This window comes from Paenibacillus spongiae (assembly GCF_024734895.1).
Lineage (GTDB): Bacteria > Bacillota > Bacilli > Paenibacillales > Paenibacillaceae > Paenibacillus_Z > Paenibacillus_Z spongiae.
On sequence record NZ_CP091430.1, the window covers coordinates 4139455 to 4158573 of the forward strand.

Annotated in this window: 14 protein-coding genes; 1 reads left to right on the forward strand and 13 read right to left on the reverse strand. The window is 51.4% G+C overall.

Translation table 11 applies throughout. The features are described from left to right. Window positions 1-108: 108 nt before the first annotated feature. The 3 genes from L1F29_RS18825 to L1F29_RS18835 are packed head-to-tail and all read right to left on the reverse strand — an operon-like array spanning window position 109 to window position 2989. A complete protein-coding gene (locus tag L1F29_RS18825) occupies window positions 109-984 on the reverse strand; it encodes a sugar phosphate isomerase/epimerase family protein (protein ID WP_258383596.1) in 876 nt (291 codons plus the stop codon). A gap of 42 nt (window positions 985-1026) precedes the next feature. Beyond that, a complete protein-coding gene (locus tag L1F29_RS18830; RefSeq protein WP_258383597.1) occupies window positions 1027-1884 on the reverse strand; it encodes a sugar phosphate isomerase/epimerase family protein in 858 nt (285 codons plus the stop codon). A gap of 46 nt (window positions 1885-1930) precedes the next feature. Further along, window positions 1931-2989, reverse strand: a complete 1059-nt coding sequence (locus L1F29_RS18835) for a Gfo/Idh/MocA family protein (protein WP_258383598.1) — start codon at window positions 2987-2989, stop codon at window positions 1931-1933. Between the two features lie 121 nt (window positions 2990-3110). On the opposite strand from L1F29_RS18835, the gene L1F29_RS18840 reads away from it, so the two are divergent. Then, on the forward strand, window positions 3111-3989 hold the full coding sequence (locus L1F29_RS18840; protein WP_258383599.1) for a helix-turn-helix domain-containing protein: 879 nt from the start codon (window positions 3111-3113) through the stop codon (window positions 3987-3989). A 115-nt stretch (window positions 3990-4104) separates the two neighbouring features. Here the strand turns inward: L1F29_RS18840 and L1F29_RS18845 are convergent, their stop codons facing one another. The 10 genes from L1F29_RS18845 to L1F29_RS18890 form a co-directional block, all read right to left on the reverse strand. Beyond that, a complete protein-coding gene (locus tag L1F29_RS18845) occupies window positions 4105-5808 on the reverse strand; it encodes a hypothetical protein (RefSeq protein WP_258383600.1) in 1704 nt (567 codons plus the stop codon). 29 nt (window positions 5809-5837) lie between these two features. Further along, window positions 5838-6779, reverse strand: coding sequence for a ComEC/Rec2 family competence protein (locus L1F29_RS18850; protein WP_258383601.1), 942 nt, complete (start codon window positions 6777-6779; stop codon window positions 5838-5840). Between the two features lie 138 nt (window positions 6780-6917). Continuing rightward, window positions 6918-7898, reverse strand: coding sequence for a carbohydrate ABC transporter permease (locus L1F29_RS18855; protein ID WP_258383602.1), 981 nt, complete (start codon window positions 7896-7898; stop codon window positions 6918-6920). Between the two features lie 10 nt (window positions 7899-7908). Continuing rightward, entirely contained in the window at window positions 7909-8835 is a 927-nt protein-coding gene (locus L1F29_RS18860; RefSeq protein WP_258383603.1) for a carbohydrate ABC transporter permease, read from the reverse strand. Further along, the gene (locus L1F29_RS18865; RefSeq protein ID WP_258383604.1) at window positions 8832-11117 is read right to left on the reverse strand and encodes a DUF5696 domain-containing protein; all 2286 of its coding nucleotides are present in this window, start codon (window positions 11115-11117) and stop codon (window positions 8832-8834) included. Before L1F29_RS18865 ends, L1F29_RS18860 begins: the two co-directional genes overlap by 4 nt. Next, the gene (locus L1F29_RS18870) at window positions 11110-13167 is read right to left on the reverse strand and encodes a YIP1 family protein (RefSeq protein ID WP_258383605.1); all 2058 of its coding nucleotides are present in this window, start codon (window positions 13165-13167) and stop codon (window positions 11110-11112) included. The genes L1F29_RS18865 and L1F29_RS18870 overlap by 8 nt, the downstream gene beginning before the upstream one ends. A 13-nt stretch (window positions 13168-13180) precedes the next feature. Next, complete coding sequence (locus L1F29_RS18875) at window positions 13181-14089, reverse strand: carbohydrate ABC transporter permease (RefSeq protein ID WP_258383606.1); 909 nt, start codon at window positions 14087-14089, stop codon at window positions 13181-13183. Window position 14090: 1 nt separating this feature from the next. Further along, a complete protein-coding gene (locus tag L1F29_RS18880; RefSeq protein ID WP_258383607.1) occupies window positions 14091-15059 on the reverse strand; it encodes a carbohydrate ABC transporter permease in 969 nt (322 codons plus the stop codon). Further along, window positions 15056-17977, reverse strand: coding sequence for an extracellular solute-binding protein (locus L1F29_RS18885; protein WP_258383608.1), 2922 nt, complete (start codon window positions 17975-17977; stop codon window positions 15056-15058). The genes L1F29_RS18880 and L1F29_RS18885 overlap by 4 nt, the downstream gene beginning before the upstream one ends. Further along, complete coding sequence (locus L1F29_RS18890; RefSeq protein WP_258383609.1) at window positions 17971-19086, reverse strand: ABC transporter ATP-binding protein; 1116 nt, start codon at window positions 19084-19086, stop codon at window positions 17971-17973. The genes L1F29_RS18885 and L1F29_RS18890 overlap by 7 nt, the downstream gene beginning before the upstream one ends. Between the last annotated feature and the right edge of the window lie 33 nt (window positions 19087-19119).

Sequence of the window (19119 nt, forward strand, 5' to 3'; positions counted from 1 at the left end):
CATGCAGCTGACATCCGAGAATCGAAACCGATATCAAGAACATCCGAACTACCTGAAAGCACAAAAATCCCCAGCAGGTCATGGACCTGCTGGGGATTCGTATCGGTCTTACTTGAATTGGTTGAGGAAACGAACGGCATTGGCAATATCCGCTTCGGGATTGCTGCCGACTTCGCGCTCGATCGTGAGATAGCCCTTGTAGCCGATATCCTGCAGCGCTTGGATGTACGCAGGCCAATCCACTTTGCCTTCGCCGAGCGGAACTTCACGGAAGAATTCGCCGCCTTCAGCCATCTCGGCGATTTTCTCGTGGCTAAGCGGTTCGAAGCCCAGCGAGCCATAGATAATGCGCGGATCGACCTGATGCAGGCGAATGCCGTCCTTGGCATGGGTATGCACGATATAATCCTTCAAGTTGTATACGCCTTGAACAGGATCGTCACCGGTTACCATGACCATGTTCGCCGGGTCGAAGTTTACCGACAAGCCGTTCGTGCTGAGCGTATCGAGGAAGCTCTTCAAGTGAGCCGATGTTTCCGGGCCCGTCTCAATGGCAAAATAGGCGTTAACGCTCGTAGCGTATGAGCTTAGCTCGTCGCAAGCCTTTTGCATCGATTCGTAGATTTCGCTATTCGTATCGTCCGGTACGAGTCCGATATGAGTCGTGACCACATTCGTACCGAGCTCGACAGCCAGATCCAGAATCCGCTTGGATTTCTCGATTTTCCATCTGTTTTCGTTCTTGTCCTGGAAACCATGACCGGCCAAATCGCCGACGAGTGCGGAAATTTCCAGTCCGAGCGAAGCGATGTAGTCCTTCAGCTCTTTCCGCTGCGCAGTGGACAGATTGTCGGGATCCATCTCGCCGCTTACGGCATAGATTTGAACGCCGTCAGCACCGACATTCTTCGCTTTAATCAAACCTTCGCGAACACCAACCTGGAAGCTGTCGACGATGACACCAATTTTATTCGGAATTCCCAATTCGTCACCTCATTTGTAGTAGTTAACTAGAGGCCTTATATCTTAAGCCTCGTCCCAGAGACGTCTAACGTTCTGTAAGCCGTATTCGGACCCGATTCGGCAATCTTCCATGCCCTCGAATTCGATCGACAGGTATCCGTCATATCCGGAATGCTTGACGACACGCAGCACTTCGCGCATATCGATATCGCCCTGCCCTGAGATCGCTCCGCGCAAGTAGTTGCCAGCCGTCGTCCGGAACCAGCCGCTGCCCGGATTGAGATACGAAGGACGCCAGTAGAAGTCCTTGATATGAACCATAGACGCATAGGAAATATTGTTCTTCGTCGCGGCAACCGAATCTTCGTCCGCACACATGAAATTCCCGATATCCAGCGTCGTCTTGAAGTTCGGCCGGTTGACGGCATGAATCAGCGCTTGAACGCGATCGCTGGCTTGGATGTAATAGCCATGGTTCTCTACGCTGGTTGTAATACCGTACTGGGCCGCATAATCGGCAATGCGCTGGCAGGCTTCCGCCAGCTTGGGCAGATCGGCTTGAAATTGCTTGATCGAGATATCGCTTCTCGATGCGACGTCATGTCTCATCAGCTTGACGCCAAGCGCGTTCGCAACGTCAACTTCTTTCATGACGCGTTGAATTTCGTTCTCGTAAGCCGTTTCGTCATCCGCGACCAGATTCGCTCCGATCGCATAGTTCGAAATTTCGATTCCGGATTCATCGGCTTGCTTGCGGATCTTCTCGATGAGACCCGGGTTGTTCGTCAGATCGAATCCGATCGGTACGATCTCGATATGTTCTCCGCCATGGTTGGCAATCCAGACGACGGCATCCGTGATGCTCATTTCGTTAGCTTGTATGGCGCGAGCCAGACTGTATGAACTTAATCCGAGCTTCATGTTGTTTCCCACCTTCTATAGGTAATGACATAACGAATTCATATATTTAGAAGTGAATCTCTTCGCCCTTCTCGGCCGACTCGTAGATCCCGCAAAGAATCTTCATGATTTCGAGACCGTCTTCTACCGGGCTGAGCGGATCGTTGCCGGACTTCACGCATTGGATGAAATGGTCAATCTCGGCCTGGAAGGCGCGTCCGAAATCGAATCCGAGCGTGTTAACCTGCGGCGTGATATTAATGATCGTGTCATGCTTCTCCGTCACGATGCTAACCTCTGGATCGATCTCAAGGCCGCCCTTCGTACCGTACAGCTTCACGGCGCCTTCATCCTTCTTGGCATGCAGCGTGAAGCTGACATCAACCAGCAGCGATGCTCCGTTCTCGAAACGGATGAGCGCATTCGTCATGTCTTCGACCGTGTTCTTCTCCGCGTCGTAGTCCGCCGCCTGATAGAACGACAGGTTCTGGATGTTGGAGCGGTTGCCGAGCTTCCGGTATGTATTGCCGCTGACGGATTTCACTTTTGGCTTGCCCATCATATACCAGCACAAGTCAATGACGTGAACGCCGATATCGATCAGCGGTCCGCCGCCGGAGCGCTCGATGTCGGAGAACCAGCCGCCAGGATTGCCGAGACGGCGAAGGCTGGACGCTTTGGCATAATAAATCTCGCCGATATCCCCATTCTCAACAAACTTGCGGAGCATTTGGGCATTCGGATCGTAACGGCGAACGAAACCGACCTGCAGCACCTTGCCTGCAGCGCGAACGGCCTTCTGAAGATCAAGCGCTTCTTCAACCGTGCGGCACAGCGGCTTCTCAACCAGAACATGCTTGCCGGCTTCGACAGCAGCCTTGCTGATCTTGGCATGCGTATTATTCCATGTGCAAACGCTTACGGCAACAATGTCGGGATTGGCCAGAAGCTCGTTATAGTCCGTGTATACTTTGGTAGCACCGTATTTCTTAGCCGCATCCGCAGCTCTTTGTTCGTTCAGATCGCAAATTGCATATATTTCCACTTCTTTATTGGCCGCATAGGCGTTCAAGTGGGATTGCGATATCGAACCTGCTCCGATAACGCCAATTTTTAGGATACTCATTTCTTTTGATGCTCCTCTCTATTATTTGAACTCATGTCTGTATTATAATAGCTAGAGGCTATAACGCCATGAATAGCATTGCCATAGTTTTGTACTATTGTGCTCTAATGAGGTGACGGTTTTGGAAAAATTGTTATCACACCGCGAACCGATGGATATGCCCGATCCATTATTCCCGATCAAGCTTCACCGCACGCACGCGAATGAATACGGCTCGCTATTGTTTAACCATCATTGGCATGAACATATTGAATTTCTTTTTTTTATTGAAGGTGAAGCGATGATCGAATGCAATTCCGAGCGGCTCTATGTGAGCGCAGGCGATCTTGTCGTTCTGAATAGCACCGATCTTCACCACGGAATCAACTTATCCGACAATTTGTTTTATTTTGCTGTTATTGCAGACCCTTCTCTCCTTCACAGCCAATCCGTCGATGCGGTTGAGATGAAATACATCACGCCGATTACGCAGAACCGCATTTCCTTTCAGAACAAGATATCCAACGATGCGGAAATCAACGCATGCGTACACTCGCTCATCCAGGAATACGAGAAACGCGAATACGGTTATGAGCTGGCGGTCAAGTCTTACCTGTACAGGCTATTAGCCATTCTGCTTCGCAAATACATCGTCCGGCTGTTGAAACCGAATGAATATGAACTAAGAAGGAAAAATTTGGAGCGGTTCGATCCGATCTATCAATATATTGAAGAAAATTACCAGTCCAAAATAATGGTCGAAGAGCTTGCGAAGCAGGTCAACATGAGCCGCTTCTATTTCTGCCGCTTGTTCAAGGAAATTACGAACAAGACGATTTCGGAGTATGTGAATTTCGTCCGGATCAACAAATCCGAATACCTGCTGCGAAATACATCGATGAGCATCTCAGAGATCGCCCTGGCGACAGGTTTCAACGATATTTATTATTTTAGCCGCTTGTTCAAATCCTACAAGAAGGTCTCGCCGTCCAAAATCCGAAGACACGGCGGCGAGTTGTAACACGGAATTCTCCCAAATAAGACAAGAAACCTTCCGCAGGTTTGTGTGGAAGTACCACCAAACTTACGTAAGGTTTCTATATAACATCGTCTAGAGAATCCTGCTGCCTAGTCTGCTATGATTGTCCTGTATATAAATAGTTCAACCGTCCGTCCGGAGCCGTATCCCCGTATTGGTAGAAATCCATTATATCGCCTTCGCTTTGCATATGGTCCACCCACTTGAATTCGAACTGCAGCAGCTGTCCGGCGCCAGACAATCCGAGCATATGCCGCGGAATCGACAGCTGCAGCTCATGATCTTGGACAGCATACTGCACGGTCCCTTTCTCCTTCCAATTCCACCCTTCCAAGGATTGCTCCACCGTAGTCGTCGAAGCATCCATTACTTTCCGGTTGACGATGTAGTCATACCCTTCCCAGCCCGTATCGTTTCGTCCGTCCACATTGATGAGCAGCATCATCCAATGTTTGCCCGTGTAGGGCGTAATTGCATGGTTAGTACGTACATAAAAATAAACATGATCGTTGTCGTGAGCGACCTTCATCGTTTCGAAATCATTCCGTCCGGTTTCGTCCCGGTAGTACAAATCGCCATACCCGGGGTGATTTCGGTCTTCCGTATCGCGAACGAAGTCCTTGTAGACCGGCGTAACCTCCGCCCAAGCGCTGAAATCATCGCCGATTGCAATCGTGCGCTGAACATCAGCCGCTTGCGGCTTCGCCATCCCTTTGAACTGCCGGATATGACCGATCATTTGCAAATAATAATTGTCGTTATATCCGCCCTTCATCGGTTCGATATCGCGGCTGAAGTTCAGCGTTGCTTGATCGACGAATAAAATAGGGCGTTCCGGCGGCCCTTCGAGCCGCATGGCAATCCATTCGTTCCAGCCTGTAATAAAGACGATCTTCGGATCCTCCCGAAGCGCAAACGCCCATTGTTCTTCAATATTATAGCCCGCATATTCAGCGCCTGGCGAATTGTCATTAGCACCGTTATGAAAGCTTCTTCCCCAGTTTACTTCATGGTTATAGAACGGCGTGTCGCTCATCGAGCAGGTTGGATGCTGCGCGACGGCCACATTGATGATTTCCTTCTCGCCTTCATCGTTATAATATACCCGCTGCGGTCGGTAGAACTCAATCCACGGGAACCCGTTCGTCTTGACATCATGGAAAGGCCATTGATTCAAGCGGATCGTGAAGAAATCCCGTATTTCTTCGCTGCATTCTTCAGGATCTCCGATAATTAGCGGCTTTCCTTTCCAATGAAACCATAATTCGGCATGACGCCCCGGTTTGTACAGGTCTTGATATACGTTCCCGATCGTTTCCCCGGAACTTGAATTCGTATAGAAGACGATTTGGGGAACCTTAAACCCTTGCAGTCTTACCTCATCCATGATTTCAAATAATTTATCGTAAATCTTCTTATAGGTGGCTGCGTTCGTCGTATCGAAGACGAGGAAATCGATACCCGCATTCGTTAATAATTGAACATGCTTCCGCAGCACCCACGCATCGTCATTCAGATAATACCCATACAATGGTTCGCCCCAGAAATGAAAGGCATTCTTCGGCCCCCACATCGGATGGTTCGCGTCATGAACGGCTTCCGGCGCCTCCGCGATGATCTTCGTGTTATCGAAAGGGCCTTTCGTTCCGTGCTGGCCGAGCCATAAGAAGTAGAAGATGCCCACATACCGGTCTGCGCGCGGCTCGCTAACCTCCCCATATCGAGGCAGCTTTCTGCCAAGACTGTCTGTCCCCGTCAATTGATCCATGGAAACGGCTGCTTGTACCTGCTCGTTCTTCATATGCTCTCCCCCGTTACGCATAATGATAGCTATAATTCCAGTAACGTTGTTTCGTTGAACAAATCGGTCTCCATGATGCATTCGACACGGCTTCCGTCCGTACGGACTTCAATATTTCGCGCCCAATCGGCACGCAGCAGCTTCGCTCCCAAGCGGCTGAACAGATGCATGTTTTGGATAAAGGAAGGCCGGTGCTCGACGACAGTCACATTGCAAGGAATGACGACCAGCTTTGCACCGCAAGCGTGGATAAATTCCGGCGTCGTCGAGGCATCGCCGCCATGATGGGCCGCTTTCAGCATGGTCACCGATTCAATCGACTGGCGTTGATTAGAGTTCAAGATTTGCCGTGACTGATATTCACCGCAATCGCCCGCCATTAAGGCGGAGAACTTGCCCAGCTTCAATTTCACGATCAGATTGAAATCATTCAGATCGACTTGCTTGTTCGCCCGCAAATAATCGCGGTCAGGTGTCGATACGATTTCAAAGCGTGCTTCCGAGCCAAACCGCAACTCTGTGCCGATATGCGTTTCGTTCAATTCAAGTACGTTCGGCAGCTGTCCGACCAGCTTGCGAAGCGTAAGCCAGCCTTCATAATTGTTGGCATCGCAGGATTGTTCCACAATATCGTCGTCCAACGGCGAATAAATGAATTGATGAACGGTGAATCTCGGGTCCTCCAAAATATCGATGATGCCTCCAAAGTGATCATTATGCGCATGAGACAAGATGATGCAGTCTAACGTCGTAATTCCGTTCTCGATCAAATATGGGATAATGACATGCTTGCCTTGACCTTGTTTGGCCCCATCAAGCAGTATTCGACGTTCCTCCCCTTCCTCCTGTATCCGGATCAGAAAACTATCGGCTGGATTTCCATGGGGAAAACCAAGCTGATCCGTCTCGGGGGTATTAACATCAAACAGTTTAATATGGACTGTGCCCTTCTCGGCAGAATCGCTGTACATATCGAGTGCCTCCATATCTTGATGAAATAATAATAGCTGACCGTGAACGGTTTACGATCACGGTCAGCCTTCCTATAAGCTGCGAATGAATCAACTGCCATTTCATTAATGTCATAAAATATTTACGTCATGAATTCCTTATTCGACAAGTCCCGTACGCTCGATTCCTTCTACAAAATAACGTTGTGCGAACATGTATAGGATGAGCGGCGGCAATACGACCAACAGGGCTCCGGCCATCTTGATCGGCTCATTCATGTCGAATGTTCCTGCCACCAGGCCGCTGGTGCTGTTCGACATATCGTTCAGCCGTCCTTGCATGAAATCCATCTGAAGCGACATCGCCAGGAAGTCCTCGTTCTTCAAATATAATGCCGGCTCGAAATACGTATTCCAATGCCAGACAAACGAGAACAGAAAAACGATTAACAATGCCGGCCTTGCAAGCGGGAGCATGATCTTCCAGTACGTGCGGAGCGCTCCGGCACCATCCATTCGAGCCGATTCTTCCATTTCCTTCGGAAGCGTCGAGAAAAACTGTCGGAAGATGATAATGAACAGAGCGCCTTTGATTCCTTGCGCGAACAGCGCCGGTACGATGAACGGCAGCGGCGAGTTCAGCCATCCCAAATTAGAGAACATGACATACAGCGGAATCGCCATCGTCTGCGTCGGGATGATAAAGGTCAGAAGCACAATGACGAACAGCATGTTCTTGTATGGGATATGCAATCGTGCGAAAGCATATCCCGTCAAGGCACAGGAAAACATCTGCAGAACCGCTGCCGATATCGCCATGAATGATGTATGCCCGAGTGCCTTGAAGTAGTACAGCCCTCTGAATGCATCCGTATAATTCTCCACTTTCAGCACGCGCGGTATCCAATGAACAGCCGGATCGATCAGATCGCTGATGTCCTTAAAGGACGTGGACAGCATATAGAACAGCGGCGACAGATACAAGACCGAGATGGAGACAAGCATGATATACGTAAATATTTTGAATATCAAGCCATCATTAAGCTTTTGACCGAGCAGCAGCCGCTTGACCCGATCCAGGGACGCTCCGGATAACCCGGGCTTGCCAGGGATCGCTTTCTTCGTCAGTAATCTAGCCATGGCTCCAGACTCACCCCTTTCTCTGATTCAACGATGCGGATATGCGGGCCAATAAGGCGACCAGCACGAAGATGATGACGAAATATATCCAGCCGAGCGCGCTGGCATAGCCATAGCCGGTCTTCATGTTGCCCATATTGCTCAGAATGTGATTGACGATCGGGTTATACGAATAAGTCGATAGATCGACCAACGTATAGATCAGGTTTAAGAATATAAACGGTACAATCGCCGGGAACGTGATCTTCCAGAAGGATTCCCACGGCGTTACTCCGTCAATTTGCGCCGCTTCGTAAGTAGAGGGCGAAATCGTACGGAATGCCGCCAGGAAGATGATGACCTGAACGCCGGAGTACCATAGCACGATGATGATTTTGCTCAATACGCCTACCATCGGCTCAGCTAGAGCAGGCGGGAATGTGTCGTAGATCATGTTGCTCAAGTCGTATTGCTCGGCGAACGGCAGATCCCCTTGCCCTTGAGCGAACAGCTCCATAAGCACCTTGCCCGTTGCGAAGATGACCGGCAGGAAGAAGATCGCGCGGAAGATCATCCGCCCGCGAAAATTCTGATTGAGCAGAATCGCGACGATGAGCGCGAACAGCACGGTCACCGGTATGATCAGAATGGATTCCCGCCAGAAATTAAACATTTCGATCGGAAATATGTTGTCGCGCAGAAATGCATACTTGAAGTTGTCCCAGCCGACGAACGTGTAGGACAGCCCGCTTCCGTCCGGAGATACCTCCATCTTATGAAAGCTTAGATAGAGCGAATAAAGAAGCGGATACGCCATGAAGCACAGGACGCCGATGAACCAAGGCAGCAGGAACATATAGCCGGTCAAGGCGCTTCTGGCCGACTGCGCCCTCTTCTGGCGGGCATGCTCCTTCAAGCTCATCTTGGTTGCCGGCTTGCTCTCATTCAAACTGTTCATCGGCTCACCCCCTGTTCCACGACTTCGAACGACTGGGCGTTCACCGTGTTTCCTTCGCCGCTATAAGGCACTGCATTGTAATTCACCCAGATGCGCTGCCCGTTCTCATAGGCGGTTTCGAATACGCCGTCCGCCACCTTGCGGTGACCTTCGATGAAGCTTCCCCATACGCCATCGAACGCAGTCGAAAGTTCTTCGTATTCCTTGACGATCGTCGATTCAAGCGCATCGAATTTGGAGCTGAACAGATAGACGTAATTCGTCAGTTTTAGATCGCGCGGATCGGCATCCGTAACGGCGAAATACGGCATGGCGCCATATTCGATGGTCCTTAAATATTCCGTTACCGGATTCGTCCGTATATTGCCCGCCACGGACGTATACGTGACCAGCCCATGCAGTGCGATCGGGTAGAACGGCACTTGCTCGTCAATAATCAGATCGTAGTTATAGACGGTCGGAATCGATTGAATATGATCGACATGGCCCAGCACGTAGGCAAATGCGCCCGTTGTCGATACATAACCGGTCCGTTTGCGCGCTTCATCCAGCATCTGCTGATAGACTTCGGCCGTCATTCTGCGGTCGTATGGCTTGCTCTTGCTGAAATCGCTATAGATCACCTCGCCCAGCTCATCCAGTGAGATGCCGTCTACCGGAAGCTTCTCATAGGTATGCAGCGCTTCTTCCAGATTGCTCTTCATATTCAAAGCGCTTGGGCGGTAGAAGTAGGTGGACTTGCTGAACCAGTCACCGGCATTCTCCAGCTTCAGTGCCGTACCGTCCACAATGCGGGCGGCGTCGTTCAGCGTCGAAAATCCGTTGCCTACTTTGTTGGTGGCTTGCGTGAAGATATCGTGCATGATCAGCTTGCTGCCTTTCTCCTTAAGCTGCTCAGCCAGCTTCTTCAAGCCATCCGTTCCACCGACTGCCGACTCGATTGGGAAACGCTTCGGCAGCGATCCTTGGAAGCCTCCAGGTATCCAGCCGCCAACTCCGATTTCCAAGCTGGCGATGCCTTTCTCATGGAGCTTATCCGCCATGTCGCCTACCTGATCGAAGGTCGTAGCCACTACGGTCTTGTCACCAACCGGACCGGCTTCCGTTGCCGCCATAACAATATCGAGATACAGCGGCGGTTTGCCCGTCTTTGCCTCCAGCTTGGCTGCCCCCGCTTTATCCTGCAGATAATCCCTGTAGGATTTTGCCATGCCGACATAATCCGCCCGATCCTTCCCGAGAAGCTCATAACGGATCTGAATCGGTTCAACGTTTAATTTACTTTCGTAAGCATCCTCTGATTTATTCAATCCCGTAGGCTGACGGTAAGGCCGGCGCAAATTGAATTTCGCATACACGTTATTGAACGCCGTATGAATTCCTGAAGGCGATGCATAGATATTTGCTTTAAACTCGCCTTTCTCGATAATCGCAATGTAGGCCGAATCCTCACGTTTCAATCCGTAGACCGGGAAGGCGATCGAATCGCGCGGGAACCACTTTCCGGTAGGAAAAATGGCTTCATCGTCCCCATACACAGGTTGATCATAAGCGCCGACAAGAGCAGGACGATCTCTGTTAAAGTGAATCACTCCGCCTGGACCATCCGGCACGAATAGATAGCCTTCCTCACCGGCGGACGCTGCCCCGAAGAACGGGAGCGGGTCAACCGTGACGAGTTGATTTTCTTTGGTTTCCATAAGCCCGAATTCCGGGATGTTGAATTGAAAACCCTTATCGTTCATCTGATATTCGAAGTAAAAAGAGAATCCGAGCTCTTCTATCGTATACCGAACCCCGACACCCTGATCGATATTGCGCCATTGTACCTCCGTAGCGTAATCGATCGTGTTGGATTGCTCCGGACGCGTTGTCTTCTCCTTCAGATATCGGTAGATGAATGGTGACATGAGATTCGACTTCCAGAGACCTTGAACCTTGTCCTCGGCCAGCGCCTCTTCGGACGGGTTGCTGAACCACATCTTGCCGCTGCGGTCTTGAACCGCAATTAATCCGCGTTCCGGTTCGAACCATAACGAGCCTGAGGCTGTGTTCTCCGAAACTTGATACCACGTTGTATTGCCGTTCTTCATTTGCTCGCCTGTCGGTTTTCCGTTCTCGAAGGTTAGTTCACGGAAGAAGGCTTCTGCACGCTCTGGGGTATAATTCCCGAATGACGCTTTCCGGCTTTCTCCCGACATGAGAATGTAGAGGGCGATCAAACCGAGCACAACGATCAGACACGCCGGGAAGATGAGCTTACGCAGAAAGGCTTTAAGCACGGTTCATCAACTCCCTTCCCAATTGGATAAAGAAGTCCGCCGCCTGATACAGCAGTCCGACCGCGAGGAATCCGAACAAGCCGAGGCAGGCCAGCGTCACAATCGAGACCAGCGTCATCCCGATCGTCTCCTTCATATTGTAGTTATGCACGTGAAGGGTTCCGATAAAGATCAGCGCGAGCACCCAGAATTGGATGGCGCTCATGGCAAATGCGTAAATAACCCCTTCTTGCTGGGTCATGATATTCGACAGCAGCTGTACGGGCAGCGTAAACAATACGAGCGGAACGAGCGCATAGGCGTTCACGATGAACACCTTCTTCAGCGTCCCTTCGCCCTTCATGACCGAGCCGATCAAATAGTTAGCCATTAACCATCCGAGCCATAGGAGGAAATATTGCCCGGCTTCGACCCATAGATTGAGCTCATTAAAGCGCTGGGCAGCGAATACGAAGCTGACGGCAGCTTTGCCGGCGATGGTAACGACGAAACCCAGAATCAACAGAATGGCTGCGAAGCCGAACCGGATATCGCGGTTGTTGGCAATCTCATACATCCCTGCGATCGGGTGACGCAGCACATCGAACACCGCACGAAGCGAGGTCATCCAAGGGCCGTGCTCCTTCGCTTTCGCAATGGTGTTCTTGCCGCGCCGCTTCCGGTATATGAACCAGCCTGTGGCAAGAAGCCAGATTCCGATAACCGCGGTCATGAACCAACCGAAATAATCGAGCAGCCAGTTCATCCGAATTTGCCAGAAGGATTCCGAATAGCCGGTTCGATCATAGGCTTTCTCGAAATTTCCCATCGCGGCCTCATAGTTTTCCTCTTTATATTCCGCTTTGGCAATGGCTTGGTAAGCTCTGTCGAATGTGCCGTCCTGAACGAGAATTTGCCGCCACATTTTCGACCCCTCTTCGTATTTGCCATCCTTGAATAAAGCCAGCGCCTGGTGGACCATCGTGCCGAATTCGGTACGCTTGAACGATTGAATGACGCTCTGCTCGCCATCGGCAACGAAGATATCTCCTTGCGAATTCACGACAACGCTCGTCGGCCGTTTGAACAGACCGAATCGCGGCGATAACGCCGAGTCATTGCCGAACCGGAAGAGCATGTTGCCCTGCCAATCGTATTGATAGATCCGGCCGCCTGCAGATTCCACGACCGTCATGACGTCATTCTCGTCAACGGCTACGTCCAAGAACGAGAACCGGTCCATCTTGCCGACCCAAGGCGCGAAGTTCTTACCGCCGAGCAGGTCATTGCCTCCCGCATTCAGACGCTTCAGCTGTCCTGTCGGCAAATTGCGGTTGACCGTGTAGATGAAGCCCCGGGAATCCATCGTCATATTCGTAATGGCGCCGGGTAAATTCTTCTGTTCCTCAGCCAGCTGCTCTTCGGTGTAATAACGGCGCTTGAGCCGCTCCAGCCAATCGGAAGGCACCTTGTTCGCACCGAAGAATCCGGCGAACTCGCCTTCGGGAGTCAGCTGAAGCAAACCTTGATAACCGCCTTTGTTAGACACGAACACATATCCCCTGTTATCGACGACTGCCTTAACGGGAACGAACAGATAGTTGTCGGGAATGAGCTCCGATTTCGGAGCGAGAATCTCCTTCACGAACCGGCCGTCTTTGTCGTAGACGACGATTCGTTTGTTGCCGGTATCGGCTACATAGATATCGCCTTCTTCCGTGACGAAGACGCCTTCAGGGCCGCGAAGCATGATTTTCTTGTCTTCCGTCCCCTCTGCAGGGATGACGCGGATCTGCTTGCCTTCCGAATCCAGATGCACGATTCGGTCGTTTCCGCGATCCGCTACATAGATATCGTCGTTAGGCATAATGAACAAATCTTCCGGATTCTTAAATCCTTCCCAGATCTTCCAAGGAACGAAGGCGTTGGGCGAAGGAATCCAGCGTCCGTTCGCATCGGTCGAAGACGTGAAATAAGGAAGCTTCGCGTCCGCCTTGGGCACCGGCAACGTCACAAGGACGGCAGCCGCAGCGATCGCTATAATGGCGAATTTCATTATGAAACGTTTCATTGTGGCTCCCCCCTCATTTAATGCCGGAATGTGCCATCGTCGCGAGCACTCTGCGTTGTGAAATTAAGAAGATAATTAGATTCGGAACGAACATGATCAAGCCTACCGCAGCTGCTACGCCTTGCCCGACGACGTTATTCGCCAGTCCGTTGGTCAAAGTCATGACATAATAAGGCAATGTCTTCATCGACTCCACCTGGATATACAGATTGGACGTCTCCGTTTGCGACCAAGCCCCTTGGAACGTTAGAATCGCGACGGTGGCGATTGCCGGCGTACATACCGGCATGACGATCCGGAAGAAGATCAGCCACTCCTTCGCACCGTCAATTCGGGCTGCTTCCATCAGCTCATTCGGAATCTGGTCAACGAACTGCTTCATGAGAAAGACGCTCGTTGGTGCGGCTATAAGCGGAATGATGTGGGCGAAGTACGTATTCATGATGCCAATATTCGCGATAACGAGATATCGGGGAATCGCTACCGCCTCAGGTGCGAACATGAGCGCAAAGATCGTCAAGGCGAAGAAAAACTTGCTGCCCGGGAACACGTGCTTGGAGAACGCATAGGCTGCCATCGAGCTAACGGCTATAACAGCGATCATCGTCAGACTCGTCGTAAGCAGGCTGTTGAACAAATAACGTGTAAACGGGATGACAAGCGACTGCGTCTTCAGGAACAATTCGCGAAAGTTCTCGAACGTCGGCTCCTGTACGATAAACCTCGGCGGATAGAGAAACAGTTCATTGATCGGCTTGAATGCGTGGTTGAATATGAAAATAATCGGTAAAGCCATGAACAACGCAAGCAGAATGAGACCCAGCAGCGTAATTCGTTGAAACCAATCGACGGCTTGCATCTTCCGCCATGCTCGGGCAAGAGAAACGCCGGATCGGCGGGTCATCGTTTGCAAGGCTTTCATTTTATTCGTCCTCCTTGCTGCCGAAGAGCTGGAATGATACTTTAGTTGCGCCGTATACGAGAAGCAGGAGCAATACCGATAAGGCGGCTGCATAACCAAGCTCGTAACGAATGATGGCAAAGTCGTCGATATGATTGATCATCAAATGACCCGAATACTGCGGCGTAATCGGCGAACCTGCGAGGATTGCGCCAATAGCCCCCGCTTTGAGCGTACCGACGACCGCCATAACAGCCCCGAACAGCATCTGCGGTTTGATGGCTGGAATGGTAAGGTAGAAGATTTCTTGAAGCCGGTTCGAGATCCCATCGATCGCACCCGCTTCATACAGCTCCTTGTTCACCGTCTGCAAGCCTGCGAGCATGGCGAGAAAGCCAACGCCCATACTGGCCCATAACGAGATCCCGATCATGATATACATGAAGTACTTGGGATCCTGAAGCCATAACACCGGTTGATCCAGTATCCCCCATGAAAGAAGTAAATTGTTCAAATAACCGACGCGGTCTCCGCTGAAGATAACCGGCCAGACGACGGCAAATGCGACGCCGGAAGCTAACGATGGCGCATAGATAGCCAGCGTGAACCAGTCGCGGATCCCCTTGGGCAGCTGATTAATCAGCCACGCTAGAAAGAACGACATCATATAGCCGCCCGGTCCGACAATAAGGGCGAATTTGAACGTATTCGGAATCGCATACTGCAGGAAGATCCGGTCCTGCGACAAGATCGCCAGAAAGTTGTCCCACCCGATAAACTTGGGCATCGAGATGGCGTTAAACGAGAAGAACGACAGCCCGATTGCAACAACTACGGGAACCAGGATGAAGAGAACAAATGTTATCAGGAACGGCCCGATAAAAATATAAGAAATTCGATTCGCCCATATGCGCGACAATAATCCAGGTTGGGCTGCCCGAGTTCGCACGGTCGGTTGATCTGGCTTCGCCGTTTCAGTAGCGGCGCTCATCGCGATCCCTCCCCTTCCCATGGCTTCGTAACGGCCGGAATGTCCAGCTCGCGCAAGATCTTGCCGTGCTTCTCCCGCAGGCCGAACTCGATTTGTTTGCGGGACATCTCCCGGTTCGTATCAATGAACGCTTGTTCTAACGCTTCGCGAACATTCTTCTTCTCGATGACAGCTTTGTTCCATGCGAATTCAAGCTGTCTTCCTGTGAAGTAACCACCTGGAACCTGCGGCGCTTCGCGGAACCACCGGTGCTGCTCTTTGATAACTTCCAGATCGTCCTGCGGCCAAGGCAATCTTGCGAATGCATTCATGTTCGCCGTGTTCCAACGGTATTCCGGTCCGAATACCGCTTCGATATCGTTGCCGAAACGCTCTTGCGTCAGATCGGAAGTCCACCATTTCAAAAACTGCCACGCTTTGTCTTTGTTCTCGGTTTTCTTGAAGATGACGCCAGCCTGCATCGGTCCGCCTGACCACCGCTCAACCACGCCTTCTTCATTGCGAATGCCCGGAAGCGGCGCGATCGCCCACTTGCCCGCGAGCTCCGGTGCGGCAAATTCCGTCTGCAAATAGCTGTTGAAATCGATAATGCCAACCGGCATATCCCCTAACCGGAAGTGGTTGAAGAAGCTCGGTACGTCGCGCGGAAGCTGATACAGCGTAAACATCTCTGTCAATTGTCGGAAGCCTTTGTACGCTTTCTCGCTATCAAGTGCAGACTTCATTCCATTGGGCGTATACAGCTCTGCTCCGTTCTGGAACAAGAACGTGTTGTAGTCTTTCGGCGGCAGATAAAAATCATAACCATTCTGCTGCAGGGTAGACAGCATTTTGTACATCTCTTCCCAAGTATCCGGAGGAGTTAGTCCGAGACTTTCCAGAATGTCTGTACGGTACGCCATGACGTTAAACCCTTGAATCTCTGGCAGTGCATAATCGCCTTCATCGTAATGGAAGACGCGCAGCGCTCCGGGATGGAAAGATTGGGCCACTTCCTCGTAATCCGGGAACGTCGATAAATCCAGTAACGCTCCGCGCATCGCGAAGTCGGCCGGCATGGCGCTGTCGATCCCGAGTGCCACGTCAGGCTGAATCCCCGCGGCATTGCCCAAGATAAACATCTGAGGATCCGGGACGATATTGACGTTCACCGTAATGCCGGTTTCAGGCGTGAACGTTTCATCGGCCAGCTGCTGAATCAAATTCACGTAATCGCGTCCGCGGTTAACCCAGATGTCGATTCCTCCGGGGGCGTTGCGGCGGAAGTCGTAATCGATGGTAAACGTGCGGAAGAACGAGGTAACCGAATGCCCGAAGCTTTCGAAGAACCCCGGCGTAGCCCTCGGAATATCGGCGCCGGGCTGCGCAATGTACAAGTAATCGAACATCACGGGTTGATCGAGCATTCGGAACAGCCAGTTGCTTAAGCTGCTCTGCATCTTGGAAAATTGGCCCAGCTCATTCGGGATGTCGCGCGGTTTGTCCCGCATGTCGCCCAGGTCTTCGGCGGCCGTCCGCAAAGCGTTCTCCACGTCGGATTTGCCCCCGCTGGACAAGGTTTGCAGATGATCGGACAGACTCGTCAGGTCATCAATAATCGCATCGAACCGATCGGAAAGATCAGGAATATACTTTTCCAGCTCCCAATCCCGATTCAAATCGATGTTCCCGTTCTCCGTCAACGATTTGTCGAAGTTGCCGGTTACCTTGCGAATCGCTGCCTCCAGCTCCGACAGGCGGTTCATGTTACGGAGAATCCCGTCGTAAACAGGCTTGATCGGCGCTGCCGTCGCCGTCATGCGCAGCGTATGCTTGCCTTTCGTAAGGTACAGATTCAGAGGCTTATCCTCCTTATCCGACAACGTCATATTATGCCATTCCGTATCGTACGGGAAGGCAACCTTCTCCAGCTCGGCAAACGGCGGCTCGCCGTCGATCGTGACCGTGCGGTAAGCATAAGAGTTGTTCAAATAGGTTTGTAAATATTTGAAGCCGATCTGATACGTTCCATCAGCAGGAACTTCAAAATCCCATTCCGCCCATTGGCCGCTCTGTCGGAATTGCTCGCCGCCAAGTGAATTAAAACGAATAAGCCCTTTCGTCTCCGGAGATATACGCGGAGCGTCGGAGGACTGCAGCTGTATCGACGTATCCGATTTACGGCTGATATTCTCTGCTTCGATGATGCTGATCCAATCGCCGCTCTGCTCGCCGTCGTTCTGCTTGACATCGGCATAGCTGACCGGTGATGCGGAAGGTACGATATACAGTTGTTTAATTTTGATTGGCTGATATTCGCCGACCAACCGCAACGTATGCTCGCCCTTGGTAAGCGGCCACCGGAGAGGTCCTGTTTCGACATCGTAGTTCGTAAACGGTTCTGTCTTCCATCCTTTAATTTCCACGGATTGCGGCCGGCGGTCATTGCCGAACTCGTCCTTCTGAGGCGGATAAGGATCATGCGAAAACTGTCGTTTCAAATGCAGCCGTTCAGCTTCCTTGAAGGGGAATGCGCCGTCGATCTGAACACCTCGTACAATACCAACTGCAGCGTCGCTGTTGGAGTCGTAGGTTAATCCGATTTCGTAAAGCCCGTCCTCCGGAATGGAAATCTTCCATTCCACCCATCCTTGTTCGGAATTCCAAGCGAGCACCTCTTCCCCGTCACGGGCAAATAGCGCCGGATCGGAAAGGGCGGAATACGAACCGCCAGGCAGCGTTATCGCGGATCCTTCAATATAACGCTCCGTAAATGGCTTGATCACATTCTGATAGGTCGTAGCATCATCGCTGCTGTATTCTTCGGACAAGCTGCTGCTTGTCGTCTCGCCGCTTGTCGGCTTAACCGGACCCAGGAGAAACAAAATCATGCACAGGCTCAGCGTGAGTACGACCGTTGAATGTACCCGCTTTAACATAATAGCTCCTCCGTACCCGGATCAAAGAAGTGGACCGAATTCATATCGAACCCTACCGTGACGGTATCGCCCTCCTGGAAGCCGAGGCGAAGCGGATCAACGCGCACAATAAGCGAATGGTCCGTATTGTTCAAGTGCAGATAGGTATCGGAGCCCATGAATTCCAACATATCGACCGTTGAATCAAACTGGCTCTGACTCAAGTGCCAATCTGCCGAGTCCTTGCATGCGACCTTCTCCGCTCTGACGCCTAATATGATCCGTTTATCATGGTATCGCTGATCGATCAGCGTCTTCGCTTTCGCCGCCGGTATGAGCAGGCGATATCGGCGAGTATCGAAGAACACGCCTTCAGACGTATGCTGAATGGTCCCATGGATGAAATTCATCGGAGGCGTGCCAATGAAACCCGCAACGAACATGTTTTTCGGCGATTGGTAGATTTCCTTAGGCGTGCCTACCTGCTGAATAACGCCGCTGCGCATAACGACGATGCGCGTTCCCATCGTCATCGCTTCGATCTGATCATGCGTAACATAGATCATCGTCGTCTTCAATTTGCGGTGCAGCTTCGTAATTTCTTCGCGCATCTGAACGCGAAGCTTGGCATCCAGGTTGGATAACGGTTCATCCATAAGAAAAACTTCAGGCTCACGGACAATCGCACGCCCGAGTGCAACGCGCTGTCTTTGACCGCCGGACATATGCTTCGGCAGCTTATCCAGCAGCGCCTCGATCTCCAATACTTTGGCAGCCCGGGTGACGCGTTCCTGCAGCTCATGCTTGGGCAGCTTGCGCAGGCGCAGCCCGAAAGCGATATTCTCGAATACGGACATGTGCGGGTAGAGCGCGTAATTCTGGAACACCATCGCAATGTTACGATCCTTGGAGGATACATAATTGACCATACGGTCGCCGATATAAATTTCGCCTTCGGAGATCTCCTCCAATCCGGCTAACATCCGGAGCAGCGTTGATTTGCCGCAGCCGGAAGGGCCGACCAGCACGAGAAACTCGCCGTCTTCCACTTGCAGATGGAAATCGTCAACCGAGTACCGCCGTTCTGTGGCATACTGCTTCTTGACATGTTGGAATGATACGCTTCCCATCCAATCGCACCCCTTTCCTGACGATTCATGACT

Bases quoted from the DNA above. Each gene is read 5' to 3' on its own strand.
- L1F29_RS18830 (WP_258383597.1), bottom strand. From the start codon at position 1,884: ATGAAGCTCGGATTAAGTTCATACAGTCTGGCTCGCGCCATACAAGCT.
- L1F29_RS18850 (WP_258383601.1), bottom strand. From the start codon at position 6,779: ATGTACAGCGATTCTGCCGAGAAGGGCACAGTCCATATTAAACTGTTT.
- L1F29_RS18870 (WP_258383605.1), bottom strand. From the start codon at position 13,167: ATGAAACGTTTCATAATGAAATTCGCCATTATAGCGATCGCTGCGGCT.
- L1F29_RS18885 (WP_258383608.1), bottom strand. From the start codon at position 17,977: ATGTTAAAGCGGGTACATTCAACGGTCGTACTCACGCTGAGCCTGTGC.
- L1F29_RS18855 (WP_258383602.1), bottom strand. From the start codon at position 7,898: ATGGCTAGATTACTGACGAAGAAAGCGATCCCTGGCAAGCCCGGGTTA.
- L1F29_RS18875 (WP_258383606.1), bottom strand. From the start codon at position 14,089: ATGAAAGCCTTGCAAACGATGACCCGCCGATCCGGCGTTTCTCTTGCC.
- L1F29_RS18845 (WP_258383600.1), bottom strand. From the start codon at position 5,808: ATGAAGAACGAGCAGGTACAAGCAGCCGTTTCCATGGATCAATTGACG.
- L1F29_RS18860 (WP_258383603.1), bottom strand. From the start codon at position 8,835: ATGAACAGTTTGAATGAGAGCAAGCCGGCAACCAAGATGAGCTTGAAG.
- L1F29_RS18890 (WP_258383609.1), bottom strand. From the start codon at position 19,086: ATGGGAAGCGTATCATTCCAACATGTCAAGAAGCAGTATGCCACAGAA.
- L1F29_RS18835 (WP_258383598.1), bottom strand. From the start codon at position 2,989: ATGAGTATCCTAAAAATTGGCGTTATCGGAGCAGGTTCGATATCGCAA.
- L1F29_RS18880 (WP_258383607.1), bottom strand. From the start codon at position 15,059: ATGAGCGCCGCTACTGAAACGGCGAAGCCAGATCAACCGACCGTGCGA.